General features: G+C 66.1%; 20 protein-coding genes and 1 pseudogene. 19 read left to right on the forward strand and 2 right to left on the reverse strand.

The genetic code is table 11. From position 1 onward, the window contains the following. Positions 1-538: 538 nt before the first annotated feature. A pseudogene (locus RS899_RS30895) lies at positions 539-1,054 on the forward strand (methyl-accepting chemotaxis protein); the annotation flags it as partial. Positions 1,055-1,179: 125 nt separating this feature from the next. On the opposite strand, the gene speB reads toward RS899_RS30895, so the two are convergent. Both speB and RS899_RS23055 read right to left on the reverse strand, forming a co-directional pair. Beyond that, positions 1,180-2,142 (reverse strand): agmatinase, encoded by a 963-nt coding sequence (speB, locus tag RS899_RS23050; RefSeq protein WP_054906438.1) that lies wholly within the window; start codon positions 2,140-2,142, stop codon positions 1,180-1,182. A gap of 148 nt (positions 2,143-2,290) precedes the next feature. Then, positions 2,291-3,382 (reverse strand): polyamine ABC transporter substrate-binding protein, encoded by a 1,092-nt coding sequence (locus RS899_RS23055; RefSeq protein ID WP_315808160.1) that lies wholly within the window; start codon positions 3,380-3,382, stop codon positions 2,291-2,293. Positions 3,383-3,497: 115 nt separating this feature from the next. On the opposite strand from RS899_RS23055, the gene RS899_RS23060 reads away from it, so the two are divergent. The 18 genes from RS899_RS23060 (at position 3,498) to urtE (ending at position 26,329) form a co-directional block, all read left to right on the forward strand. Next, entirely contained in the window at positions 3,498-4,406 is a 909-nt protein-coding gene (locus RS899_RS23060) for a LysR family transcriptional regulator (RefSeq protein ID WP_315808161.1), read from the forward strand. Positions 4,407-4,552: 146 nt separating this feature from the next. Continuing rightward, positions 4,553-6,406, forward strand: coding sequence for a protein-disulfide reductase DsbD (locus RS899_RS23065; RefSeq protein WP_315808162.1), 1,854 nt, complete (start codon positions 4,553-4,555; stop codon positions 6,404-6,406). Positions 6,407-6,556: 150 nt separating this feature from the next. Next, positions 6,557-7,000 (forward strand): type II 3-dehydroquinate dehydratase, encoded by a 444-nt coding sequence (gene aroQ / locus RS899_RS23070; protein ID WP_015479055.1) that lies wholly within the window; start codon positions 6,557-6,559, stop codon positions 6,998-7,000. 24 nt (positions 7,001-7,024) lie between these two features. Then, the gene (accB, locus tag RS899_RS23075) at positions 7,025-7,489 is read left to right on the forward strand and encodes an acetyl-CoA carboxylase biotin carboxyl carrier protein (RefSeq protein WP_054906435.1); all 465 of its coding nucleotides are present in this window, start codon (positions 7,025-7,027) and stop codon (positions 7,487-7,489) included. 17 nt (positions 7,490-7,506) lie between these two features. Next, positions 7,507-8,856: an acetyl-CoA carboxylase biotin carboxylase subunit gene (gene accC / locus RS899_RS23080; protein WP_054906434.1), complete on the forward strand. Its 1,350-nt coding sequence runs from the start codon at positions 7,507-7,509 to the stop codon at positions 8,854-8,856. A gap of 186 nt (positions 8,857-9,042) precedes the next feature. Further along, positions 9,043-9,921 carry a 50S ribosomal protein L11 methyltransferase gene (prmA, locus tag RS899_RS23085; RefSeq protein ID WP_054906432.1) on the forward strand — a complete coding sequence of 293 codons (879 nt, stop codon included), beginning with the start codon at positions 9,043-9,045 and terminating at the stop codon, positions 9,919-9,921. A 60-nt stretch (positions 9,922-9,981) separates the two neighbouring features. Continuing rightward, the gene (locus RS899_RS23090; RefSeq protein WP_315808163.1) at positions 9,982-11,595 is read left to right on the forward strand and encodes a DUF3426 domain-containing protein; all 1,614 of its coding nucleotides are present in this window, start codon (positions 9,982-9,984) and stop codon (positions 11,593-11,595) included. 222 nt (positions 11,596-11,817) lie between these two features. Further along, the gene (gene dusB / locus RS899_RS23095) at positions 11,818-12,825 is read left to right on the forward strand and encodes a tRNA dihydrouridine synthase DusB (RefSeq protein WP_037007535.1); all 1,008 of its coding nucleotides are present in this window, start codon (positions 11,818-11,820) and stop codon (positions 12,823-12,825) included. Then, on the forward strand, positions 12,822-13,142 hold the full coding sequence (gene fis, locus RS899_RS23100) for a DNA-binding transcriptional regulator Fis (RefSeq protein ID WP_024766365.1): 321 nt from the start codon (positions 12,822-12,824) through the stop codon (positions 13,140-13,142). Before dusB ends, fis begins: the two co-directional genes overlap by 4 nt. A gap of 87 nt (positions 13,143-13,229) precedes the next feature. Next, positions 13,230-14,837, forward strand: a complete 1,608-nt coding sequence (purH, locus tag RS899_RS23105; RefSeq protein WP_315808164.1) for a bifunctional phosphoribosylaminoimidazolecarboxamide formyltransferase/IMP cyclohydrolase — start codon at positions 13,230-13,232, stop codon at positions 14,835-14,837. Positions 14,838-15,076: 239 nt separating this feature from the next. Then, positions 15,077-16,366 (forward strand): phosphoribosylamine--glycine ligase, encoded by a 1,290-nt coding sequence (gene purD / locus RS899_RS23110; RefSeq protein ID WP_064979549.1) that lies wholly within the window; start codon positions 15,077-15,079, stop codon positions 16,364-16,366. 125 nt (positions 16,367-16,491) lie between these two features. Further along, positions 16,492-19,302 (forward strand): hybrid sensor histidine kinase/response regulator, encoded by a 2,811-nt coding sequence (locus RS899_RS23115; protein WP_315808165.1) that lies wholly within the window; start codon positions 16,492-16,494, stop codon positions 19,300-19,302. A 284-nt stretch (positions 19,303-19,586) separates the two neighbouring features. Then, entirely contained in the window at positions 19,587-20,180 is a 594-nt protein-coding gene (locus RS899_RS23120) for a MarC family protein (RefSeq protein ID WP_054906424.1), read from the forward strand. Positions 20,181-20,418: 238 nt separating this feature from the next. After that, positions 20,419-21,687, forward strand: a complete 1,269-nt coding sequence (gene urtA / locus RS899_RS23125; RefSeq protein ID WP_315808166.1) for an urea ABC transporter substrate-binding protein — start codon at positions 20,419-20,421, stop codon at positions 21,685-21,687. 183 nt (positions 21,688-21,870) lie between these two features. Beyond that, on the forward strand, positions 21,871-23,457 hold the full coding sequence (gene urtB / locus RS899_RS23130) for an urea ABC transporter permease subunit UrtB (RefSeq protein WP_233297307.1): 1,587 nt from the start codon (positions 21,871-21,873) through the stop codon (positions 23,455-23,457). A gap of 133 nt (positions 23,458-23,590) precedes the next feature. Continuing rightward, positions 23,591-24,670, forward strand: coding sequence for an urea ABC transporter permease subunit UrtC (gene urtC / locus RS899_RS23135; protein WP_233297308.1), 1,080 nt, complete (start codon positions 23,591-23,593; stop codon positions 24,668-24,670). Further along, positions 24,667-25,521 carry an urea ABC transporter ATP-binding protein UrtD gene (gene urtD, locus RS899_RS23140; protein ID WP_315808167.1) on the forward strand — a complete coding sequence of 285 codons (855 nt, stop codon included), beginning with the start codon at positions 24,667-24,669 and terminating at the stop codon, positions 25,519-25,521. Before urtC ends, urtD begins: the two co-directional genes overlap by 4 nt. 109 nt (positions 25,522-25,630) lie before the next feature. Beyond that, positions 25,631-26,329 carry an urea ABC transporter ATP-binding subunit UrtE gene (gene urtE, locus RS899_RS23145; protein ID WP_315808168.1) on the forward strand — a complete coding sequence of 233 codons (699 nt, stop codon included), beginning with the start codon at positions 25,631-25,633 and terminating at the stop codon, positions 26,327-26,329. Positions 26,330-26,438: the final 109 nt, after the last annotated feature.

Genomic DNA, 26,438 nt, shown 5'->3' on the forward strand with positions numbered 1-26,438 from the left:
ACAGGGCGCACTGATCGCCCTGATCCTCGCCACCGCGCTGCTCATCGACACCCTGCAACGCCGTCTGGCGCGCGTGCTCGGTCAGTTGGTCCCGGCGCTCTCGACCTGGGCGCGCGGGGACTTCGCCACGCCCATCGCGCTGAACACCCGCACCCGCGACCTGGTGGAACTGCAGGAGTCGCTGAACCGCCTGCGCGACTTCCTCGGTACCCTGGTCGGCACCATCCACCAGCGCGCCGAGGAAGTAGCCGGCAGCAGCCGCGCCCTGGCCGAACTCAGCGGCGGCCTGCACGCCGGGGCCGAGCGCCAGGCCAGCGATACCGGGGAAATCCGCGACGCGCTGGGCAACATGGAAGCGGCCATCCAGCAGGTGGCCGGCGACGCCAGCCAGGCGGCCTCGGCCAGCCATGCCGCCGGCACGGCCGTCGAACAGGGGCAGCAGGTTATCGGCAACAGCCTCAATGGCATGCGCGCACTGGTGGACGAAGTGCAGAGCAACGCCCAGGCCATCGAGAACCTGGCGGAAGAATCGGCCACCATCGGCAACGTGCTGGGGGTGATCCGCTCCATCGCCGAGCAGACCAACCTGCTGGCGCTCAACGCCGCCATCGAGGCCGCGCGCGCCGGTGAACAAGGCCGCGGGTTCGCCGTGGTGGCCGAGGAAGTGCGCTCGCTGGCCCTGCGCACCGCCGGCGCCACCGAGGAAATCCAGCAGCTCACCAAACGCCTGCAACAGGCCGCGCGGCAATCAGTGGACGCAATGCGCAGCCAGGTCGAGCACGCGGAAATCACCGCCAACCAGGCTGGCGCCGCCGAGGGCGCGCTGGACGAAGTGGTCGGCGCCATCCGCACCATCGCCAGCATGGCCGAACGCATTGCCGAAAGCTCCGCGCAACAGAGCGGTGCAGTCAGCGAGATTCGCTCGCACAGCGAACGCATCCATGAACTGGGCAGCCAGAACCTGCGCCTGATCGGCCAGGGGCGTAGCCAGGGCGAGCAGTTGCAGGAGCTGGGCGGGGCATTGCATACGGCAGTTCGAGCATTCCGGGTCTGAAACAAAGGCACCCGTAGGATGGGTGGAGCGCAGCGATACCCATGCTGCTGGGCAGGATCGATGGGTATCGCTGCGCTCCACGCCATCCTACGTCCAGGTTTCCCCGTGATTGCGGACGCGGGCTGTCAACGCTCGCCCAGCTTGTGCCGTGCCGCGTACAGGCAAACCATCTCCATCGCCAGGGTCGCGCCGGCCAGGGCGGTGATCTCGGCGCTATCGTAGGGCGGCGCGACTTCCACCACATCCATCCCCACCAGGTTGATGCCACGCAATGCGCGGAGGATTTCCAGCGCCTGGTGCGAGCTCAGCCCGCCGCACACCGGCGTGCCGGTGCCCGGGGCGAAGGCCGGGTCAAGGCAGTCGATGTCGAAGGTCAGGTACACCGGGTTGTCGCCGACCCGCGCACGGATGCGCTCGGCGATGGCTTGCGGCGAGTTGCGATGGACTTCGCGGGCGTCCAGCACCTGGAAGCCCATCACGTCGTCGTTGGTGGTGCGCAGGCCGACCTGCACCGAGCGCGACGGGTCGACCAGTCCCTCGCGGGCCGCGTGGTAGAACATGGTGCCGTGGTCGATGCGCTGGCAGTCCTCGTCGGGCCAGGTGTCGCTGTGCGCGTCGAAGTGGATCAGCGACAGCGGGCCGTGCTTCTTCGCGTGGGCCTTGAGCAGCGGGTAGCTGATGAAGTGGTCGCCGCCCAGGGTCAGCAGCGCGCAACCGGCATCGAGGATGCGCGCGGCGTGGGCTTCGATGACTTCCGGGGTTTCCTGCGGCACGCCGTGGTCGAAGGAGCAGTCGCCGTAGTCGATCACCGCCAGGTGGTCGAAGGGGTCGAACTCCCAGGGAAAGTGCCGGGCCCACGCCATCTGTACCGAGGCGGCACGAATCGCGCGCGGTCCGAAGCGGCTGCCGGGGCGGTTGGTGGTGGCGGTGTCGAAGGGCACACCGCTGACCACCAGGTCAACGCCGCGCAGGTCGCGGCTGTAGCGGCGGCGCATGAAGCTGGTGATGCCGGCATAAGTGGATTCGGCAGCGGTGCCGTAAAGGCTGTTGCGGGTGATGGCCTGGTCGTTGTCGTTAGCGAGATCCATGGCTTCCTCATCTTGGTTATCGGTGGGTCACGGTGTTCGGGGACGGTCCACAACGTAGGGCGCATAACCTGGAACAGGTTATCCGCCAGCTCTGTTTCGGCTCGGCGGATAACGCTGGCGCGTTATGCACCCGACAAAAGGTTCCAGGTCAGCTACGGGTGCGGAACGCCGACCACAACCGGGTGCGGTCGCGCTGCTGTTTGAGCGTCAGCAATTGCTCGCCGAACAACTTCTGGCGCATCGCCGCCGGCGGGTAGATGTCCGGGTCGCCTGCCACGTCAGCGTTGAGCAGCGGCGTGGCCTTCTGGTTGGCGTTGGCGAAATACAGGGTGTTGGTCAGCTCGGCGATGGACTCCGGGCGCAGCATGAAGTCGATGAAGGCGCGGGCTTCCTGCGGGTGGGGGGCGTCCACCGGGATGGCCATGGTGTCGAACCAGATCAGCGTGCCCTCCTTGGGTATCCGGTAGATCACCTCGAACGGCTTGTTCGCCTGCTTAGCTTGCGCGGCGCCCATCAGCGCGTCGCCGGTGTAGGTCAGCGCGACGCACAGCGAACCGTTGGCAAGGTCATTGATGTGCTTGCCGCTGGCGATGTAGCGAACGTTGGGTTGCAGCTTGGCCAGCAACTCGCGCACCTGGGCAAGGTCAGCCGGCTCGGTGCTGTAGGGCGACTTGCCCAGGTAGTTCAGCGCCACGCTGATGACTTCCTGGGGCGAATCGATCAGCGAGATGCCGCAGTCAGCCAGGCGGCTGGCGTACTCGGGCTTGAACAGCAGGTCGAGGCTGTCCAGCGGCGCATCGGGAATGCGCTTGAGCACCGCGTCCTTGTTGATCGCCAGGCCCACGGTGCCCCAGGTGTAGGGCACGCCGAAGCGATTGCCCGGATCGATGGTTGCGAGTTTCGCCAGCAGTTCCGGATCGAGGTTGGCGAAGTTCTTCAGCTGCCCATCGTCCACCGGCTGCACGGCCTTGGCCTGGATGGCGCGGGCCAGCCCGCTGCTGGCCGGGAAGACCACGTCATAGCCGCTGCGGCCGGTCATCAGCTTGCTGTCGAGCACCTCGGCGCTGTCGAAGGTGTCGTATTTGACGCGGATGCCGGTTTCCTTCTGGAAGCGTTGCAGCGCATCCGCGCCGACATAATCCGCCCAGTTGTACAGGTTGAGCACCCGCTCCTGCGCCTGCAGGGGCACGGCCAGCGCCACGGTCAGCGCCGCGAGAGTCGCCCGGAAGAACACACGCATGATCATCGCCTCGGAGTTGTTGTGGTTATGCGGCGAGCATGGGCCGGGCTTTACTTTGCAAAAATACAAAGTTAATTACTTTGGCATTTCATCATAACAATGTTTGGAGACAACCATGCTCAGCCAATTGCGCGATCTCGACCTGCAGCTGCTGCGCCTGTTCGTCACCGTGGTCGAATGCGGCGGCTTCAGCGCCGCACAAGGCGAGCTGGGGCTGAGCCAGCCAAGCATCAGCATCCAGATGGCCAAGCTGGAGACGCGCCTGGGCTACCGCCTGTGCGAACGCGGCAAGGGCGGCTTCCGCCTGACGCCCAAGGGTGAGCACCTGTTGCAGGCGACGCGGCGGCTGTTCCTGTCCATCGAGGACTTCCGCGACGAGGCGCGCGGGGTGGCCGACAAACTGCTCGGCGAGGTGCGCATCGGCCTGTCGGAAAGCCTCGAAGAGAGCGCGCTGGAGCGACTGTCCGAGGCCATCCGGCGCTTCCGCCAACGCAACGAGGCGGTCACCCTCGACCTGCTCACCGCCACGCCCGCCGAACTGGAGCGCCTGCTCCTGCAGGACCGGCTGCACCTGGCGGTCGGCTACTTCGCCGGAACCCAGGCCGCGTTGCAGCACCGCACCTTGTTCATCGAACCGCAGGGGCTGTACTGCGGCACCGGCCACCCGGCCTTCAAGGAAAGGAAGCCGACCCGTGATTCCCTCGCGGACGCCGACCAGGTGCTGCACCCCTACCGCTTCATCGCCGCCGACGAACCGTTGCAGACCAGCCGCAGCAGCGCACGCTGCGAGCAGGTGGACGGCAGCCTGGCCTTCATCCTCTCCGGCGCGCACATCGGCTATCTGCCCCGGCACGTCGCCCAGCCCTGGATCGAACGCGGCCAATTGCGCGAACTGCTGCCCGGCGAGTTGGGTTTCGACGTAGCCTTCAGCCTGACGCGACATCGCGGTCGCCATCCCGGCGACGCCGAACAGGCTTTCGTCAGCGACCTGCTGGCAGCCTTCGGCCAGCACGCGACGGATTGACGCAGGAGCAGCAGGGGAACCCGACCGCTCTGGCGCAGTCCCAAGCGGCCGATCACTTCTTGTGACAGCTCGTCGGGCATCGCCTCGGGCTGCGCCGGAAGCTTTCCGCTATCATGCCCGCCACCCCTGTAGTCCGCGAGATGTCCATGCGCCGCCTGCTTACCCTGCTCCTGCTCCTCGTCGCCCTGCCCGCCTCCGCCGGCCTGTTCGACAAACCCGCCGACAAGGGCGGCTTCGCCGTCGGGCAACCGACCAAGGGCGACTTCCTGCCGGTGGCCGAGGCCTTCCGCGTCAGCGTCGAGGACAGCGACAGCCAGCAGGTGAAACTGCGCTTCATCAACGCCGACGGCTACTACCTGTACCAGCACCGGTTCAGCTTCAAGATCGAGCCCGCCGACAGTGGCGTGAGCGTCGGCGAAGTGAAGCTGCCGCCGGGCAAGCAGCACCACGACGATTATTTCGGCGACACCGTCGTCTACTACGCCATCACCGATATCGACGTGCCGCTGGTCAACCCGCAGCACAAACCCTTCACCCTGGTCGTCAACTACCAGGGCTGCGCCGACAAGGGCCTGTGCTACGCGCCGGAAACCACCCGCCTGCAGATCGCCGACGGCCAGGCCGCCAGCGTCGTGGCCGGCGCCGCGCCCTCTGCCGCCGCCCAGTCCGCCTCCAGCGCGGGCAACCCGCTGGCCAGCCTGCTGGGCGACCACGAGCCGGGCAAGATCAAGAAACTCGGCCGCGCGCTGGTGATCTTCTTCCTGCTGGGCCTGGCGCTGACCTTCACCCCCTGCGTGCTGCCGATGCTGCCAATCCTCTCCGGCGTGGTCCTGCGCGGCCGTCCGGGCGGCATGCGCGGCCTGGCACTGTCGCTGGCCTACGTGCTGCCGATGGCCGCCTGCTACGCGGTGCTCGGCACCCTGATGGGCCTGTTCGGCGCCAAGCTCAACCTGCAGGCGATGCTGCAGTCGCCCTGGGTGCTGATTCCCTTCGCGGCGTTCTTCGTGGTCTTCGCCGTCGCCATGTTCGGCGTGTTCGAAATGCGCCTGCCGGGCTTCCTGCGCGAACGCCTGGACAACATGGCCAACAACACCCGAGGCGGCTCCATCGCCGGCGCGGCGACCCTCGGCGTGCTCTCCAGCCTGCTGGTATCACCCTGCGTCACCGCTCCGCTGGCCGGCCTGCTGCTCTATATCAGCAGCACCGGTGATGCAGTGGGCGGCGGCCTGCTGCTGTTCTCCCTCGGCCTGGGCATGGGCACGCCGCTGGTGATCTTCGCCGTCGGCGGTGGGGCACTGCTGCCCAAGAGCGGCGCCTGGATGAACGGCGTGCGCAACGTCTTCGGCGTGATGCTGCTGGCAGTGGCCATCTGGATGCTCGAACGACTGGTCTCCGGCCCGGTAGCGCTGACGCTCTGGGGCACCCTTGCCGGCGGCGTCGCCCTGGCCATCGGCACCCTCGAACTGGGGCCGAAGAAGCCGCTGCAGCGCCTTGGGCAACTGTTTGGCCTGATGCTGCTGGTCTACGCCGTGGCCGCCTGGACCGGCGCCCTGCGCGGTGAGTCCGACCCGCTGCACCCGCTGGGCCGCAGCGGTCAGCGCATCCATGCCGGCCCACCCAGTTCCACGCCTGGCGACTGGCAGAACATCACCAGCCCCGCGCAGCTCAATGCCGCCCTGGCCAGTGCCCGGTCCGCCGGCCGCCCGGTACTGCTGGACTGGTACGCCGACTGGTGCATCAGCTGCAAGATCATCGAGCGCCAGGTACTGCCGGCGCCGGAGGTCCAGTCGCAGCTGCCCGGCTTCGTCCTGTTGCGTTTCGACATGACCGCCAGCACCGAAGAACAGCGCGCCCTGCTCGACCGCTACAACCTGTTCGGCCCGCCCGCGCTGCTGTTCTTCTCGCCAAAAGGCGACGAATGGAGCGATCTGCGCATCATCGGCGAGACCGATGCCGCCACCCTCGCCGACCGTCTCAAACAGGCGGGAACGCGCTCCTGAGCAGCGTTTGACTGCAACGGTTTTGCCGTAATCGGCTGGCAACATGCTGACATCTACGGCAAAACCCGCATGACTGGACAGTCACGCCGGCTTTCCGGCATAGTCCCGCCCTATCTTTATCCCGCCAAGAACAAGGACTACAGCATCCAGATGGCGACCTTACTGGTACTGCACGGGCCCAACCTCAACCTGCTGGGCACCCGCGAGCCCGACAAGTACGGCTCCGTCACCCTTGAGCAGATCAACCAGGACCTGGAGCGCCGCGCCCGCGAGGCCGGCCACCACCTGATGCACCTGCAGAGCAACGCCGAGTACGAACTGATCGACCGGATCCACGCCGCGCGCAACGAAGGCGTGGACTTCATCCTGATCAATCCGGCCGCTTTTACGCATACAAGTGTCGCTCTACGTGACGCATTGCTCGCAGTGAGCATCCCATTCATCGAAGTGCACCTCTCCAACGTGCACAAACGTGAACCTTTCCGGCATCACTCCTACTTCTCCGACGTGGCGGTAGGGGTGATCTGCGGTCTGGGAGCCACAGGCTACCGCCTGGCCCTGGAATCCGCCCTCGAACAACTTGAACGCCCGTGACCTCACCTGGGAGAGCGAACACTGATGGACATCCGTAAAGTCAAGAAACTGATCGAACTGCTCGAAGAATCCGGTATCGACGAACTGGAGATCAAAGAGGGCGAAGAGTCCGTACGCATCAGCCGCCACAGCAAGACCGCCGCCCAGCCGATCTATGCCGCCGCTCCTGCCTACGCCCCCGCCCCGGCGCCTGCCGCAGCTCCGGTCGCTGCTGCCGCTCCGGCCGCTGAAGCCGCCCCGGCTGCGCAGAACCTCGCCGGCGCCGTGCGCTCGCCGATGGTCGGCACCTTCTACCGCGCTGCCTCGCCGACTTCCGCCAACTTCGTCGAAGTCGGCCAGAGCGTGAAGAAAGGCGACATCCTCTGCATCGTCGAAGCCATGAAGATGATGAACCACATCGAGGCCGAGACCAGCGGCGTGATCGGTCAGATCCTCGTGGAGAACGGTCAGCCGGTCGAGTTCGACCAGCCCCTGTTCACCATCGTTTAAAGCGCGGGGAGCCTGCGATGTTGGAAAAAGTACTGATCGCCAACCGCGGCGAAATTGCGCTGCGCATCCTGCGCGCGTGCAAGGAGCTGGGCATCAAGACAGTGGCCGTGCACTCGACCGCCGACCGTGAGCTGATGCACCTGTCGCTGGCCGACGAAGCGGTCTGCATCGGTCCGGCCCCGGCCGCGCAGTCCTACCTGCACATCCCGGCGATCATCGCCGCGGCCGAGGTCACCGGCGCCGTGGGTATCCACCCCGGCTACGGCTTCCTCGCCGAGAACGCCGACTTCGCCGAGCAGGTCGAACGCTCCGGCTTCACCTTCATCGGCCCGAGCGCCGACGTCATCCGCCTGATGGGTGACAAGGTGTCCGCCAAGGACGCCATGAAGAAAGCCGGCGTGCCGACCGTGCCGGGCTCCGACGGCCCGCTGCCGGAAGACGAAGAGACCGCACTGGCCATCGCCCGCGAAGTGGGTTACCCGGTGATCATCAAGGCCGCCGGTGGCGGTGGTGGTCGCGGCATGCGCGTGGTGCACCACGAGGAAGACCTGATCAAGTCCGCCAAGCTGACCCGCACCGAAGCGGGCGCGGCCTTCGGCAACTCGATGGTCTACCTGGAGAAGTTCCTGACCAACCCGCGCCACGTGGAAGTCCAGGTCCTCTCCGACGGCCAGGGCAACGCCATCCACCTGGGCGACCGCGACTGCTCCCTGCAGCGTCGTCACCAGAAGGTCCTGGAAGAAGCCCCAGCCCCGGGCATCGACGAGAAGGCCCGCGCCGAAGTGCTGGCCCGCTGCGTCCAGGCCTGCGTGGAAATCGGCTACCGTGGCGCCGGCACCTTCGAGTTCCTCTACGAGAACGGCCGCTTCTACTTCATCGAGATGAACACCCGCGTCCAGGTGGAGCATCCGGTGTCGGAGATGGTCACCGGCATCGACATCGTCAAGGAGATGCTCAGCATCGCCTCGGGCAACAAGCTGTCGTTCAAGCAGGAGGACGTGGTCATCCGTGGCCATGCGCTGGAATGCCGGATCAACGCCGAAGACCCGAAGACCTTCATGCCAAGCCCCGGCAAGGTGAAGCACTTCCACGCACCGGGCGGCAATGGCGTGCGTGTGGATTCGCACCTGTACAGCGGCTACGCAGTACCGCCGAACTACGACTCGCTGGTGGGCAAGATCATCACCTACGGCAAGGATCGCGATGAAGCCATGGCGCGCATGCGCAACGCGCTGGACGAGCTGATCGTCGATGGCATCAAGACCAACACCGAGCTGCACAAGGAGTTGGTCCGCGATAAAGAGTTCTGCAAGGGTGGCGTGAACATCCACTACCTGGAGAAGAAGCTGGGCATGGACAAGCACTAAGCGCCTGTCGAAAGCTGCTTCGCCTCCACCACAAGGGCTGCCTCCGGGCGGCCCTTGTGCTTTGCGGCTCCTGCCCGCTGGCATGGCAAGGTGCCGTGCAGTAAGCTTGCCGCCTTTATCTGCGGGCCGCCCAGGCGGTCCGTTGTCTTTTCCAGCGCCATCCCTGCACGATCGAGGTACCGCCCCATGCCCTGGCTCCAAGTCCGACTCGCCATCACCCCGGATCAGGCGGAAACCTATGAAGATGCGCTGCTGGAAGTCGGCGCTGTATCGGTGACCTTCATGGATGCCGAAGACCAGCCGATCTTCGAGCCGGACCTGGGCACCACGCCGCTGTGGAGCCACACCCACCTGCTCGCGCTGTTCGAGGCGGACACCGACGAAACCTCGTTGATCGCCCATCTGACCCTGCTGACCGGCGGCGAACTGCCCCAGCACCAGATCGAGCACATCGCGGACCAGGACTGGGAACGCAGCTGGATGGACAACTTCAAGCCCATGCGTTTCGGCCGCCGCCTGTGGATCGTCCCCAGCTGGCACGACGCCCCGGAACCGCAAGCGGTGAACCTGCTGCTCGACCCCGGCCTGGCCTTCGGCACCGGCACCCACCCGACCACCGCGCTGTGCCTGGAATGGCTCGACGGCCAGGAACTGGCCGGCCAGCAGGTGCTGGATTTCGGCTGCGGCTCGGGCATCCTCGCCATCGCCGCCCTGCTGCTGGGGGCCGAACAGGCGGTGGGTACCGACATCGACCCGCAGGCGCTGGAAGCCTCCCGCGACAACGCCTCGCGCAATGGCATCGACCCGGCGAAATTCCCCGTCTACCTGCCCGCTGATCTGCCGAAGGAACCAGCGGACGTCCTGGTGGCGAACATTCTGGCCGGCCCGCTGGTCACATTGGCAGAACAGCTCACCGGGCTGGTGAAGTCCGGTGGCCTGCTGGCCCTCTCGGGCATCCTCGCCGAGCAGGCCGAGGAAGTGCGCGCCGCCTATGCCGGCGCCTTCGACCTCGACCCGACCGCCGAGCGCGATGGCTGGATCCGCATCAGCGGCCGCCGCCGCTGAGTGCCCGCTGTACGGGGCTTGAGTTAGACTAACCGCCAGATTTTTCCGCCGGACCGCCGCATGAGCGACAGCTTCATCACACAGTGCCCCCATTGCCAGACCCGATTCCGCGTCAACGCGGCGCAATTGGGCGCGGCCAGCGGTGCTGTGCGCTGCGGAACCTGCCTGAAAGTGTTCAGCGCACCGCAGAACATGGTGGGCGAGCCGCCCCAGGGGCCGGCAGTGGCTGCCACCGCGGCACCGCCCATCGAAGCCGCCAAACCGGCATCTGCCCCGGAGCCGGTCGTGCAAGCGGCTCCAGCCAAAGCTCCGGAGCCGGTCGCCTCTGCGCCGATTTCCGCGCCGGCTTTCAGCACTTTCACCCCCGAAAAGGCCGCCACAGTGAGCGCTCCCGGCACCGCCACCCTTGGCTGGCCGCTGGCGCCCCACGCCGCGCGGCACTCCAGCGATGTGGCGGAAAAGCCCGCCATCACTGAAGCGAAGGTGGAAACAAAACCGACACCGGCCCCCGAACCCGCCCCGACCATTGCCGCGACCACGGTGATCGCCCCGGCGGCAACCGTGATCAGCGAGCCAGCCAAGCCCGCCCCGATGACGGCAAGGAAAGACGAGACGCTGTGGATCCACGACGATCTCGACCTGGATAGCCTCAATCTCGACGAGGAGCTGGCGAAGCTCGACGAGTTCGAGCTGTCCCAGGAATTTCTCAGCATCGAACGCGCGCCGCGCCCCAGCGAAGCCCTGCAGACTCGCCAGGAAGAGAAGCGCGACCCGCACGACGAACGCTGGGCCGAAGCCCTGATCGAAGAGGAACAGAAAGGCGCCAGCCGTGTGTCCCGCCAGGAGCCCAGCCTCGGCCAGCTGCCCGCCGATGAGCCGGAGGAGTCGCTCGCCAGCGCACGCCTGGTAGCTGACCAGGAGCCCGAGCCGGAAGAGGCAGAGGACGAACCGGCGCACGAACCGCGCATCGCCCCCGCCCCCCTGCGCGCCGAGACCGACGACGAGAAGCTCCCTGCCTTCAGCGCCCGCCGCGATGACGACGAGCCCGATGCCGTCGACGATGAGGACGAAGAGCCGCCGCTGGCCGACCAGCGCGCCGACAGCCGCCGCGCCGAGCCGGGGCTGGGTGGCGACGGCCTGCACGACCTGAGCGACGAACCGCTGCAACTGGACTGGCAGAAACCCAAGAGCCGCTGGGGCCGCCGCCTGTTCTGGCTGCTGCTGGTGCTGCTGGCCCTGGCCGGCCTCGCTGGCCAGTACATCGCCTATCACTTCGACGAACTGGCCCGCCAGGACCAGTACCGTCCCTGGTTCGCCCAGGCCTGCCCGGAGCTGGGTTGCACCCTGCCTTCCAAGGTCGACGTGGAGCAGATCCGCAGCAGCAACCTGGTGGTGCGCAGCCACCCGGACTTCAGCGGCGCACTGGTCGTGGACGCGATCATCTACAACCGCGCGAACTTCTCCCAGCCCTTCCCGCTGCTGGAAATGCGCTTCGCCGACCTCAACGGCCAACTGATCGCCAGCCGCCGTTTCAAGCCCAGCGAATACCTCTCCGGCGAGCTGGCCGGGCAGAGCGAGATGCCGCCGCAGACGCCGATCCACATCTCCCTGGACATCCTCGACCCGGGCCCGAAAGCGGTGAACTACAGCCTGAGCTTCCACTCGCCGGAATGACCCCGCGGGTAGCTCAAAGCGCCTGAGAGCGCCAGTTCCGCTCGTCTTCCTACCTTGGGTGCTAAGCCCGAAGCTGTTCAGAATTTATCCAAAATCGCCTTTATCCGGTCATCGAGAGCGGGTATCATGCCCTCCCTTTTTTGCTAGCACCGGTGGCAGGCCCCGAAACGCATCCGCGAGTGGTACAACGCGCGGCGCCTCGGTGTTCCCGCCCCATTGACCATGGAAATCCAGTCGGTGGTACGCATCGGCTCCTACACACTGCCCAACAGACTGATCCTGGCCCCGATGGCCGGCGTCACCGATCGTCCGTTCCGCCAGCTGTGCCGCCGCCTCGGCGCCGGCATGGTGGTATCGGAGATGGTCACCAGTGACGTCCGCCTGTGGAACAGCCGCAAGTCGCGCCTGCGCCTGCAGCACGACAACGAAGATCAGCCGCGTTCGGTGCAGATCGCCGGCGGCGACCCGCAGATGCTCGCGGAAGCTGCCCAGCGCAATGTGGAGCTCGGCGCCCAGATCATCGACATCAACATGGGCTGTCCGGCAAAGAAGGTGTGCAACAAGGCCGCGGGTTCGGCGCTGATGAAGGATGAACGGCTGGTGGCCGACATCCTCGAGGCGGTGGTCGCGGCGGTAGAGGTTCCCGTCACCCTGAAGATTCGCACCGGTTGGGACCGGTCGAACAAGAACGGTGTGACGGTGGCGCGGATCGCCGAGCAGTCGGGCATCCAGGCGCTGGCGGTACACGGCAGGACCCGTGCCGACCTCTACACCGGCGAAGCAGAGTACGAAACCATCGCGGCGATCAAGCAGGCGGTTTCGATTCCGGTCTTCGCCAACGGTGATATCGATTCACCGCGCAAGGCACGGCAGGTATTCGAACAGACGGGCGTGGATGCCCTGCTGATCGGCCGCGCCGCCCAGGGCAATCCCTGGATCTTCCGCGAGATCGATCATTACCTGAGCACCGGCGAGCTATTGCCGGCGCCGAGTCTGCACGAGGTGCAGAGCATCCTGCTCGAACACCTCGCTGCATTGCATGCGTTTTATGGGGAGGAAATGGGTGTGCGCATTGCCCGCAAGCATGTGGGCTGGTACCTCGCAACCCAACCGGGCGCGGCGGAGTTCCGCGCCCAGTTCAATCGTTTGCAGGACACGGATGCACAGAGCGCCAGCGTCAGGCAGTTCTTCGCCGAGCGCCACAATAACGGAGAAGGGGTGGCCGCATGACAACGATGACCGAGACATTAGTGAGTGGAATGACACCCGTGAGCGACAACGCCAACCTTAAACAGCACCTGACCACTCCGACGCAGGAGGGCCAGACCCTCCGCGACAGCGTGGAAAAGGCACTGCATAACTATTTCGCCCATCTCGAAGGGCAGCCGGTCACGGACGTGTACAACATGGTGCTTTGCGAAGTCGAAGCGCCGCTGCTGGAAACCGTCATGAACCACGTGAAGGGTAACCAGACCAAAGCCTCCGAACTGCTGGGGCTGAACCGCGGGACCCTGCGCAAGAAACTCAAGCAGTACGATCTTCTCTGACAGGTGGCAGGCGCGGGCCCGCGACCGCAAGGTCAGCCGGGCCCACGCCTGACACGCGAAAAGCCCGAAGCCTTTGTGGAAGCCGTTATGACCGACCAAACCACCCGCCTGCCCGTCCGCCGTGCGCTGATCAGCGTTTCCGACAAGACCGGCGTCGTCGATTTCGCCCGTGAGCTGGCAGCCCTCGGCGTGGAGATCCTCTCCACCGGCGGCACCTACAAGCTGCTCAAGGACAATGGCATCGCCGCCGTGGAAGTGGCCGACTACACCGGCTTCCCGGAGATGATGGACGGCCGCGTGAAGACCCTGCACCCGAAGATCCACGGCGGCATCCTCGGCCGTCGCGACCTCGACGGCGCGGTGATGGAAGAGCACGGCATCAAGCCGATCGACCTGGTGGCGGTCAACCTCTACCCGTTCGAAGCGACCGTGGCCAAGGCCGACTGCGACCTGCCGACCGCCATCGAGAACATCGACATCGGCGGCCCGACCATGGTCCGTTCTGCGGCGAAGAACCACAAGGACGTCGCCATCGTGGTCAATGCCGGTGACTACGCCGGCATCGTCGAAGCCCTGAAGGCCGGCGGCCTGACCTACGCCCAGCGCTTCGACCTGGCCCTGAAGGCCTTCGAGCACACCTCGGCCTACGACGGCATGATCGCCAACTACCTGGGCACCATCGACCAGGCGCGCGACACCCTGTCCACCGCCGACCGCGGCGCCTTCCCGCGAACCTTCAACAGCCAGTTCATCAAGGCGCAGGAGATGCGCTACGGCGAGAACCCGCACCAGAGCGCGGCGTTCTACGTCGAGGCGAAGAAGGGCGAGGCCAGCGTCTCCACCGCCATCCAGCTGCAGGGCAAGGAACTGTCGTTCAACAACGTGGCCGACACCGACGCCGCGCTGGAGTGCGTGAAGAGCTTCGTCAAGCCGGCCTGCGTCATCGTCAAGCACGCCAACCCGTGCGGCGTGGCCGTGGTTCCGGAGAACGAAGGCGGCATCCGCAAGGCCTATGACCTGGCCTACGCCACCGACACCGAGTCGGCCTTCGGCGGCATCATCGCCTTCAACCGCGAGCTGGACGGCGAGACCGCCCAGGCCATCGTCGAGCGTCAGTTCGTCGAAGTGATCATCGCCCCGAAAATCTCCGAAGCCGCCCGCGCCGTGGTCGCCGCCAAGGCCAACGTGCGCCTGCTGGAATGCGGCGAGTGGCCGGCCGAGCGTGCGCCGGGCTGGGACTTCAAGCGCGTCAACGGTGGCCTGCTGGTACAGAGCCGCGACATCGGCATGATCACCGCCGATGACCTGAAGATCGTCACCCAGCGCGCCCCGAGCGAGCAGGAAATCCATGACCTGATCTTCGCCTGGAAAGTGGCCAAGTTCGTCAAATCCAACGCCATCGTCTACGCCAAGGCGCGCCAGACCGTCGGCGTCGGCGCCGGCCAGATGAGCCGCGTGAACTCCGCCCGCATCGCCGCCATCAAGGCCGAGCACGCTGGCCTGGAAGTGAAGGGTGCAGTCATGGCTTCCGACGCCTTCTTCCCGTTCCGTGACGGCATCGACAACGCTGCCAAGGCCGGCATCACCGCGGTGATCCAGCCGGGTGGTTCGATGCGTGACAACGAAGTGATCGCCGCTGCCGACGAAGCCGGCATTGCCATGGTGTTCACCGGCATGCGCCACTTCCGCCACTAAGGTGGATCGGACGCGCTGAAGCAGGTATCTGCTGCGTTGCCCGAACGTTCCCCAATGCTCATTGCCAGAAGGCAACTCCGCTTGGTGAACGCTCGGGCGCCTTGCATCTACCCGCTTCATCGCGCCCCTTGAGATCGATTGATTAAAAGCGCGATTCGGTCGTGAAGCTTTCGTAGGTTGGGTGGAGCGAAGCGATACCCAACGATCCGGCACTGCCGGAACTGTTCAGGAGAACTCCAATGAACGTACTCATCATCGGCAGCGGCGGTCGCGAGCACGCGCTGGCCTGGAAGGTCGCGCAGGATTCGCGCGTGCAGAAGGTCTTCGTCGCGCCGGGCAACGCCGGCACCGCCACCGAAGCCAAGTGCGAGAACGTCGCCATCGACGTACTGGCCCTGGAAGAACTGGCTGATTTCGCCGCGAAGAACGTGCAACTGACCATCGTCGGCCCCGAGGCTCCGCTGGTCAAAGGCGTGGTTGATCTGTTCCGCAGCCGTGGCCTGGACATCTTCGGCCCCACCGCCGGCGCCGCCCAGCTGGAAGGCTCCAAGGCCTTCACCAAGGACTTCCTCGCACGCCACCAGATCCCCACCGCCGACTACCAGAACTTCACCGAAGTCGAGCCAGCGCTGGCCTACCTGAAAGAGAAAGGCGCACCCATCGTCATCAAGGCCGACGGCCTGGCCGCGGGCAAGGGTGTGATCGTCGCCATGACCCTGGCCGAAGCCGAAGAAGCCGTGCGCGACATGCTCGCCGGCAACGCCTTCGGTGACGCCGGTTCGCGCGTGGTGATCGAAGAGTTCCTCGACGGCGAGGAAGCCAGCTTCATCGTCATGGTCGACGGCCAGAACGTGCTGCCCATGGCCACCAGCCAGGACCACAAGCGCGTCGGTGACGGCGACAGCGGCCCGAACACCGGCGGCATGGGCGCTTACTCGCCCGCACCGGTGGTGACCGCCGACGTGCACCAGCGCGTGATGGACGAAGTGATCTACCCGACCGTGCGCGGCATGGCCGAGGAAGGCAATGTCTACACCGGCTTCCTGTATGCCGGCCTGATGATCGACAAGAGCGGCAAGCCGAAGGTCATCGAGTTCAACTGCCGCTTCGGCGACCCGGAAACCCAGCCGATCATGGTCCGCCTGGAAAGCTCCCTGGTCCTGCTGGTCGAAGCTGCGCTGGCCAAGGCGCTGGACAAGGTCGAAGCCACCTGGGACCCACGTCCCACCGTGGGCGTGGTGATCGCCGCGGGCGGCTACCCGGGCGACTACGCCAAGGGTGACGTCATCGAAGGCCTGGACGAAGCCGCCAAGCTCGACGGCAAAGTGTTCCACGCCGGCACCGCGCTCAAGGACGGTCAGATCGTCACCGCCGGCGGCCGCGTACTATGCGCCACGGCCATTGGCCCGACCGTTTCCTCCGCGCAGCAACAGGCTTACCGCCTGGCCGAGAAGATTCGCTGGAACGGCAGTTTCTACCGCACCGACATCGGTTATCGCGCCATCGCCCGCGAGCGCGGCGAAGGCTGATCCGACGGCCGGAGGCGTCCTTCGTCGGACGCCTCCGCTGCACCGGTCCCCGCGTGCACGGGTGGATTACGGCCTTCAGCACACTTGGCTATAATCCGCCCACTCACTACCGAAGGGACTTCGCCGTGCGTCGGCTCTGGACTGCCACAGGACTCCTCGTCAGCTTGCTGCTGGCCGCTCTGGTCTGTCTTCCGACCTACGCGGCAAGCCAGGATCCCGGCTGGTCCCAGCTCCACGACAGTGACGCCCGCCTGCAGCTGCAGGACGTAATCTCCCCGCGCTACCGCACCCTCTTCAGCCCCCTCGACATCAACGACCTGCACGCCCCCGCCGGCCCCGGCGCGACCTGGCTGCACTTCCGTCTTCCCGCCAGCGACGAGCCCCAGCAACTGCGCCTGTTCGCGCCGAGCCTGGACAGCTTCGAGATGTTCATTCTCGACGGGCAGAAGGTGCTCGAGCAGAAGAGCGCCGGCAACCTCTCCCCGGTGCAGCGCCCGCTGCTCAACAGTGACCTGGTGATTCCCCTGCGCGCCGCCGCCGAGCCGCTGGACCTCTACCTGCGCCTCGCCTCGACGATGCCACTGCGGCCGAACATCAGCATCGAGGCCGCCGGCCAGCCGAGCAACGACCAGCGCCCGCTGCACTTCGGCGTGCTGATCGGCTGCCTGGCCATGCTGCTGGCCTACAACCTCGTGCGCTTCGCCTACACCCGCGTTGCCAGCGGACTGTGGCTGGCCGGCGTACACGCCAGCCTGCTGCTGGCCTGCCTCAACCTGTTCGGCCTGCTCAGCCCCTGGTACGGCAACAGCCAGTCGCTGCAGCCAATAGCCGCCCTGGCCTGCCTGGTGGTGACGCTGTTCTGCGCGCTGGGCTATACCGCCAGCTTCTTCTCGGGCCTCAGCCCGCGCCTGCCGCTCAGGCGCCTGCTGCTGGGCGGCACCGCCGCACTCGTGGTGCTGGGCATCGCGCTCAACCTGTTGTTCTCCCTGTCCGTCAGCAGCCTGGTGTACGGGCTGATCACCCTGGTGACCCTGGGCATGCTCGGCGTCGCGGTCTACTACTGGATCCACGCCTACCGCCCGGCGCGCCTGTTCGCTATCGGCATGGGCCTCTTCGTCGTGATCTGGTGCCTGTGCCTGCCGTCGCTGCTGGGCTATGCGGCGACCCGCGCCGAATGGCTCGGCAGCGGCCTGCTGGGGCTTTCGGCGGTGGTCGGCTTCCTGCTCAGCCTGGCCCTGGCCGAACGCCAGCGGAAGATCCAGAACGACCATTTCGCCGCCAGCCGCGTGCGTGCCGCCAACGTTGCCGAACTCAAGGCCAAGGGCGACTTCCTGGCCAAGATCAGCCACGAGATCCGCACCCCCATGAACGGAGTGCTGGGCATGACCGAGCTGCTGCTCGGCACCCCGCTCTCGGCCAAGCAGCGCGACTACGTACAGACCATCCACAGTGCGGGCAACGAGTTGCTCTCGCTGATCAACGAGATCCTCGACATCTCCAAGCTGGAGTCCGGTCAGATCGAACTGGACGAGGTGCAGTTCGACCTCGGCGCGCTGATCGAGGACTGCCTGGCGATCTTCCGCGCCAAGGCCGAACAGCAGAAGGTCGAGCTGATCAGCTTCACCCAGCCGCAAGTGCCACGCATCATCAGTGGCGACCCGACGCGCCTGCGCCAGGCCGTGCTGAGCCTGCTGGACAATGCCTTCAAGCAGACCGACGAGGGCGAGATCCTTCTCGTCGTCGCCCTCGACGGCCCGGCCGAGCGCCCACGCCTGCGCATCGCCGTGCAGGACAGCGGCAGGCCCCTGGACAGCGCCGACCGCCAGGCGCTGCTCACCGCCGAATTGCATAGCCGCGACTTCCTCTCCGCCACCCGCATGAGCAGCCGCCTCGGCCTGATCATCGCGCGCCAGCTGATCCGCCTGATGTCGGGCGACTTTGGAATAGAGAGCGGCATTGAGAGCGGCAACAGCGCCGAAGGCGCGGGCAACCTGCTGTGGCTCAGCCTGCCACTGGACCCACAGCAGATCGACCAGGCCGGCGCCGACCTCGACAGCCCGCTGCAGGGCGCACGCCTGCTGGTGGTGGACGACAACCAGACCTGCCGCAAGGTGGTGGTGCAGCAGTGCAGCGCCTGGGGCATGAACGTCAGCGCGGTGTCTTCGGGCAAGGAAGCGCTGGCCCAGTTGCGTACCAAGGCGCACCTGCGCGAGTACTTCGACGTGGTCCTGCTGGACCAGGACATGCCCGGCATGACCGGCATGCAGCTGGCCACCAAGATCCAGGAAGACCCGAACCTCAACCACGACATCCTGCTGATCATGCTCACCGGCATCAGCAACGCGCCGAGCAAGATCATCGCCCGCAACGCCGGGATCAAGCGCATCCTGGCCAAGCCGGTGGCCGGCTACACGCTCAAGGCGACCCTCGCCGAGGAGCTGTCGCAGCGCGGCCCGAGCGGCGTGAGCAACTACCTCTCGCCGACCAGCGAGCCGGTGTCCAACGTGCCGCCAAGCGACTTCCGCATCCTCGTCGCCGAGGACAACAGCATCTCCACCAAGGTCATCCGCGGCATGCTGAGCAAGCTCAATCTGCAACCGGATACCGCCAGCAATGGCGAGGAAGCCCTCGCCGCGATGAAGTCCACCCAGTACGACCTGGTGCTGATGGACTGCGAGATGCCGGTACTCGACGGCTTCTCCGCCACCGAGCGCCTGCGCGCCTGGGAAGCCAGCGAGCACCGCCCGCACACCCCGGTGGTGGCGCTCACCGCGCACATCCTCAGCGAGCACAAGGAACGCGCGCGACTGGTAGGCATGGACGGCCACATGGCCAAGCCGGTGGAGCTGTCGCAGCTGCGCGAGCTGGTGGCCTACTGGGTCGGCGAACGTGATCGCCGCCTGCGCCAGCAGCAGAGCGACGCACTGCCTTCCTGACCTGCCGCACTTCTTATCCCGGTGGGAGCGGATCAAGCACTGCGCCGAGCAGCCAGGAGGCCTTGTAGGAGCGAGCTTGCTCGCGAACCCGCCTCACTCTGATGCCGCCGGCAAATCCGTTCGCGAGCAATAACGATGGCGTCCCCCTCGCGCCTACAGGCTCAGGATCACCTCCTACACAACCTGACGGCCCCAGCGGCAATTGCCCCGCCGCAATGCCACCCGCCGTCCCACCCGCTATGCTTTGCCCAGCCGCGCCCTCTCAATCCGGACGAGTCGTTCCCATGCAAGCGATGTTCAGCGTGTACCTGAAGATGCTGGTGCTCTACAGCCCCTTCTTCGTGCTCTCCTGCTTCATCAGCCTGAACCGCGGCTTCGCCCCCCGCGACCGCAAGCGCATGGCCTGGCGCGTGGCCCTGGCGGCGCTGATCGCCAGCGTGCTGCTGTATCTGTTCGGGCGCTACATCTTCACGCTCTTCGGCATCACCGCCGACGCCTTCCGCATCGGCGCCGGCTCCGTGCTGTTCATCTCCGCGCTGGGCATGGCGCAAGGGCGCTCGGCAGTGCAGGCGGACAACGTGCAACAGGACGTCACCATCGTCCCGCTGACCATCCCCATCACCGTCGGCCCCGGCACCATCGGTGCGTTGCTGGTGATGGGCGTGAACCAGGACTGGGAGCACAAGCTGCTGTCCCTGGCGGCGATCTTCCTGGCCTGCCTGACCGTGGGTGTGACGCTCTACCTCTCCGACAAGATCGAGAAGGTCCTCGGCGAGCAGGGCCTGATGATCGTCAGCCGCCTGATGGGGCTGTTCGTCTGCGCCCTCGCCGCGCAGATCATCATGACCGGCGTGCGCGGCTACTTCATCCCGCAATGACGCGCTCCTTTGGGGAGCGCCGCGCACCATTTGGCGTTTGGCGCACCAAAGCTGCGCACTGAAAAACCTCACCAATACGACAGAAAATCGCGTTCAGCCCATCTGCGCCGAGGCTTTTGCCTGTTTGGCACGGATGCTGCGATGGCAGCTTCGATCCCGCTCAAGGATCGCCCCATTTCCGGGGAAGCTGCCGCCGACGGCAACTCCCCGCCCCTGGATAGCCAAGGAGGCTGCCGCGATGAAACGTCGTCCGCTGTTGCAAAGTACGCTGGCCGTGAGTGCCCTGCTGCTCACCGGTCTGTTCCCGTTCAGCACCCAGGCTGCCGAGACCATCAAGGTCGGCATCCTGCATTCGCTGTCCGGCACCATGGCGATCTCCGAGACCTCGCTCAAGGACATGGCGCTGATGACCATCGACGAGATCAACGCCAAGGGCGGAGTGAACGGCAAGAAGCTCGAAGCGGTGGTGGTCGACCCGGCCTCCAACTGGCCGCTGTTCGCCGAGAAGGCGCGCCAGCTGCTGACCCAGGACAAGGTCGCGGTGGTCTTCGGCTGCTGGACCAGCGTGTCGCGCAAGTCCGTGTTGCCGGTGTTCGAGGAACTCAACGGCCTGTTGTTCTACCCGGTGCAGTACGAGGGTGAGGAAATGTCGCCCAACGTCTTCTACACCGGCGCCGCACCGAACCAGCAGGCCATCCCGGCGGTGGAATACCTGATGAGCGAAGATGGCGGCGCCGCCAAGCGCTTCTTCCTGCTCGGCACCGACTACGTCTACCCGCGCACCACCAACAAGATCCTGCGCGCCTTCCTGCACAGCAAGGGCGTGGGCGACAAGGACATCCAGGAGGTCTACACGCCGTTCGGCCACAGCGACTACCAGACCATCGTCGCCGACATCAAGAAGTTCTCCGCCGGCGGCAAGACCGCGGTGATCTCCACCGTCAACGGCGACTCCAACGTGCCGTTCTACAAGGAACTGGCCAACCAGGGCCTGGAAGCCACCGAAGTGCCGGTGGTGGCCTTCTCCGTGGGCGAGGAGGAATTGCGCGGCATCGACACCAAGCCGCTGGTGGGCAACCTCGCCGCGTGGAACTACTTCGAGTCGGTGAAGAACCCGGAGAACACCAAGTTCGTCGCTGACTGGAAGGCCTACGCCAAAGCCAAGAACCTGCCCAACTACAGCACCGCCGTGACCAACGACCCGATGGAGGCCACCTACGTCGGCATCCACATGTGGGCGCAGGCCGTGCAGAAGGCCGGCAGCACCGACGTCGACAAGGTCCGCGAGGCCATGGGCGGGCAGACCTTCAAGGCGCCGTCGGGCTTCACCCTGACCATGGACAAGACCAACCACCACCTGCACAAGCCGGTGATGATCGGCGAGATCGAGGACAACGGTCAGTTCAACGTGGTCTGGAAGACCCCCGAGCCGATCCGCGCCCAACCGTGGAGCCCGTTCATTCCGGGCAACGACAAGAAGCCGGATTACGCGGTGCGTAGTAACTGAGTGCCAGTCCGCAAAGTCCCTCTCCCCAGCCCTCTCCCTGAAGGGAGAGGGAGCCGTTCGGCGCGTTGCCGATAGCACGGCGCGACCGGCCACTCCCGAGGCCGGCGGAACGTCACCTCTCCCTTCAGGGAGAGGGACAGGGAGAGGGCAAAACGCCCACACGGCTGCCCAGGGAATACGCCAATGCCCACTGCCTTGCTTCACCTTTTCCGTCACTTCGCCATTGCACTGGCCGCGCTGCTTCCACAGCTGGCTTTCGCCGGCCCCGCACAGGACTTCGCCAGTGCCGACAACGACGGCCGCGCGAAACTGCTTGAACAATGGGCCGCCGCGCCCGACGCCGACCGCCTGCCCCTGCTGGAGGCCATCCAGTCCGGCCGCCTGGCCCTCGACGCACAGAACCGCGCCTTTCTCCTGGGCGACGACCAGCAGTACCACGCCGCCGAGGGTGGCGCGGGACCGGTCGGTGAACCCGACAAGCTGCGCCTGAACAATCGCCTGCGCGGCCTGGTGAATACCGCCATGGCCAGCCACCAGTTGGTCGCCGACAACGCCGAGGTGCGCCTGGAAGCCGCACGGCAGTTGCAGAAAAGCGCACGCCCCGCGCAACGCACGCTCCTCGAATACCGCCTCAACGAAGAGTCCGACGACGGCGTCAAGGCCGCGCTGCAACTGGCCCTGGCCAACCTGCAGCTGGCCGATCCGGCGCCAGCAGTGCGCCTGTCCGCCGTACGCCTGCTCGGCGAATCCGGCGATCCGCAGGCACGCACCCGCCTGGAAAACCTCCTCGACCCCGCCGTGGAACCGGATGAGTCCGTGCGCACCGCCGCCGCCACCAGCCTCGGCCAGGTGAAGCGCCGGCTGCTGATGGGCGACCTGTTCGGCCAGGCCTTCAGCGGCCTGTCGCTGGGCTCGATCCTGCTGCTCGCCGCCCTGGGCCTGGCGATCACTTACGGGCTGCTCGGGGTGATCAACATGGCCCACGGCGAGATGCTGATGCTCGGCGCCTACTCCACCTACGTGGTGCAGCTGCTCTGCCAGCGTTACGCGCCCGGCGTGCTGGAGCTGTACCCGTTGCTGGCCTTGCCGGTGGCCTTCCTGGTCACCGCGTGCGTCGGCATGGCCCTGGAGCGCACGGTGATCCGCCATCTCTACGGTCGCCCGCTGGAAACCCTGCTCGCCACCTGGGGCATCAGCCTGGTGCTGATCCAGCTGGTGCGCGTGCTGTTCGGTGCGCAGAACGTCGAGGTCGCCAACCCGGCCTGGCTGTCCGGTGGCATCCAGGTGCTGCCCAACCTCGTGCTGCCGTGGAACCGTATCGTCATCATCGGCTTCGCGCTGTTCGTGCTGGCGCTTACCTGGCTGCTGCTCAACCGCACGCGGCTGGGCCTGAACGTGCGCGCCGTCACCCAGAACCGCAACATGGCCGCGTGCTGCGGCGTGCCCACCGGCCGCGTGGACATGCTCGCCTTCGGCCTCGGCTCGGGCATCGCCGGCCTCGGTGGCGTGGCGCTGTCGCAGGTCGGCAACGTCGGCCCGGACCTGGGCCAGAGCTACATCATCGACTCCTTCCTGGTGGTGGTGCTCGGCGGTGTTGGCCAGCTCGCCGGCAGCGTGTTCGCCGCCTTCGGCCTGGGCGTGGCGAACAAGATCCTCGAACCGCAGATCGGCGCGGTGCTGGGCAAGATCCTGATCCTCGCGCTGATCATCCTGTTCATCCAGAAACGTCCGCAGGGGCTCTTCGCTCTGAAAGGGAGGGTCATCGATTGATGAAAACATCCATGCTCGAACAAGGCTTCTTTTGTAGGAGCGAGCTTGCTCGCGAACCCGCCCAACTCCGAAGCCAACGGGAAACCTGTTCGCGAGCAAGCTCGCTCCTACAAGAAGCCGGGGAGATTGACTCGTGAACCAGCCACTTACCGTCACGGCCGCGCAGAAGGCCGGCCCGAAACTCACCGCCGGCATCGTCGGGACCGCGCTCGTCGCGCTGCTGATCCTGCCGTTGCTGCACCTGCTGCCGGAGAGCAACGCGCTGCACCTGTCCGCCTACGGGCTGACGCTCACCGGCAAGATCCTCTGCTACGCCATCGTCGCGCTGGCGCTGGACCTGGTGTGGGGCTACGCCGGCCTGCTGTCCTTGGGCCATGGGTTGTTCTTCGCCCTGGGCGGCTATGCCATGGGCATGTACCTGATGCGCGAGGCGGCCGGCGACCAGTTGCCCGCTTTCATGACCTTCCTTTCCTGGACGGAGCTGCCCTGGTACTGGGCCGGCACCCAACACTTCCTCTGGGCGCTGTGCCTGGTGGTGCTGGCGCCCGGGCTGCTGGCCCTGGTGTTCGGTTTCTTCGCCTTCCGTTCGCGGATCAAGGGCGTGTACTTCTCGATCATGACCCAGGCGCTGACCTTCGCCGGCATGCTGCTGTTCTTCCGCAACGAGACCGGCTTTGGCGGCAACAACGGCTTCACCAACTTTCGCAGCATCCTCGGCTTCTCCATCACCGCGCCGGGCACGCGAGTGGCCCTGTTCATCGCCATCGTCGTGCTGCTGGCGGCCAGCCTCGCGGTCGGTTTCGCCCTGGCACGCAGCAAGTTCGGCCGGGTACTCACCGCCCTGCGCGACGCGGAGAACCGCCTGATGTTCTGCGGCTACGACCCGCGCGGCTACAAGCTGTTCGTCTGGACACTCTCCGCGGTGATCTGCGGCTTGGCCGGCGCACTGTTCGTGCCGCTGGTGGGCATCATCAACCCCAGCGAGATGTCGCCGACCAACTCCATCGAAGCCGCCGTCTGGGTCGCCCTCGGCGGACGCGGCACGCTGATCGGCCCGCTGCTTGGCGCCGGTGTGGTGAACGGCGCGAAGAGCTGGTTCACCGTGGCCTTCCCCGAGTACTGGCTGTTCTTCCTCGGCGCGCTGTTCATCCTCGTCACCCTGTACCTGCCGCGCGGCATCCTCGGCCTGATCAAGCGGGAGAAAGAGCAATGAGAGCGGTCCCCCACCTGATGCTGGAACCGGCCTACGATCCCAACCGTGACCCCGGCGCCAGCCGCGATGCCATCGGCCTCGGTTCGAGCGCCAGCGGCCAGCTGGACGTGCGCCACGGCACCATCCTCACCCTGGAAGACATCAACGTCAGCTTCGACGGCTTCCGCGCCCTGCGCGACCTGACGCTGTACATCGGCGTCGGCGAACTGCGCTGCATCATCGGCCCCAACGGCGCGGGCAAGACCACGCTGATGGACGTGATCACCGGCAAGACCCGCCCGGACAACGGCAAGGCCTACTTCGGCGAAACCCTCGATCTCACCCGCATGAGCGAGGTGGACATCGCCCAGGCCGGCATCGGCCGCAAGTTCCAGAAACCCACGGTGTTCGAGGCGCTTTCGGTGTTCGAGAACCTGGAGCTCGCGCAGAAGACCGACAAGTCGGTGTGGGCCAGCCTCAGGGCGAAGCTGTCCGGTGAGCAGAAGGACCGCATCGAGGAAGTCCTCACCATCATCCGCCTGCGCGAGTCGCGCAATCGCCCCGCCGGGCTGCTCTCCCACGGGCAGAAGCAGTTCCTCGAGATCGGCATGCTGCTGGTACAGGAGCCACAACTCCTGCTGCTGGACGAACCAGTGGCAGGCATGACCGACGCCGAGACCGAGTTCACCGCCGAGCTGTTCAAGTCCCTCGCCGGCAAGCACTCGCTGATGGTGGTGGAGCACGACATGGGCTTCGTCGGCAGCATCGCCGACCACGTCAGCGTGCTGCACCAGGGGCATGTGCTGGCCGAGGGTTCGCTGGAGGAAGTGCAGGCGAATGAGCAGGTCATTGAAGTCTATCTGGGGCGCTAGACCGATGGCGGATGAAGCGTTCCGCTTCATTCGCCCCACGCCAGAGCCAACCGTAGGGCGCATAACGCGCAGCGTTATCCGCCGCAGCCCGACTCCAAGGAATACGCACATGCTGCAAGTCGACAAGCTCCACCAGTACTACGGCGGCAGCCACATCCTCCGTGGCCTGTCGTTCGACGCGAAGATCGGCGAGGTCACCTGCCTGCTCGGCCGCAACGGCGTGGGCAAGACCACGCTGCTGCGCTGCCTGATGGGCCTGGTGCCGGCCAAGGAAGGCAAGGTCAGTTGGGAAGGCAAACCGATCACCGGGTTCAAGCCGCACCAGCGCGTACACGCCGGCATCGCCTACGTGCCGCAGGGGCGGGAAATCTTTCCCCGGCTGACGGTGGAGGAAAACCTGCTGATGGGCTTGTCGCGCTTCGGCGCCAGCGAGGCCAAGACGGTGCCCGAGCACATTTATGAGCTGTTCCCTGTGCTCAAGGAAATGAAGCAGCGCCGCGGCGGCGACCTCTCCGGCGGCCAGCAGCAACAGCTCGCCATCGGTCGCGCCCTGGCCAGCAAGCCGCGCCTGCTGATCCTCGACGAGCCCACCGAAGGTATCCAGCCCTCGGTGATCAAGGAGATCGGCGCGGTGATCCGCAAGCTTGCCGAGCGCGGCGACATGGCCATCCTGCTGGTGGAGCAGTTCTATGACTTCGCCGCCGAGCTGGCGGACCAGTACCTGGTGATGTCGCGCGGGGAAATCGTCCAGCAGGGGCGCGGCGTGGACATGGAAGCCGAGGGCGTGCGGGGGTTGGTGACCATCTGAGGCGACGGCATTCTGCGCCGGTTCGCGAGCAAGCTCGCTCCTACAGGTCGGGCCTGCATGCTCCTTGTAGGAGCGAGCTTGTGACCCACAGGGATGTGGGGAATGCCGT

Origin of the sequence: Pseudomonas sp. C9-3 (assembly GCF_032392015.1) — a bacterium.
In the GTDB taxonomy this organism is placed as follows: Bacteria; Pseudomonadota; Gammaproteobacteria; order Pseudomonadales; family Pseudomonadaceae; genus Pseudomonas; species Pseudomonas nitroreducens.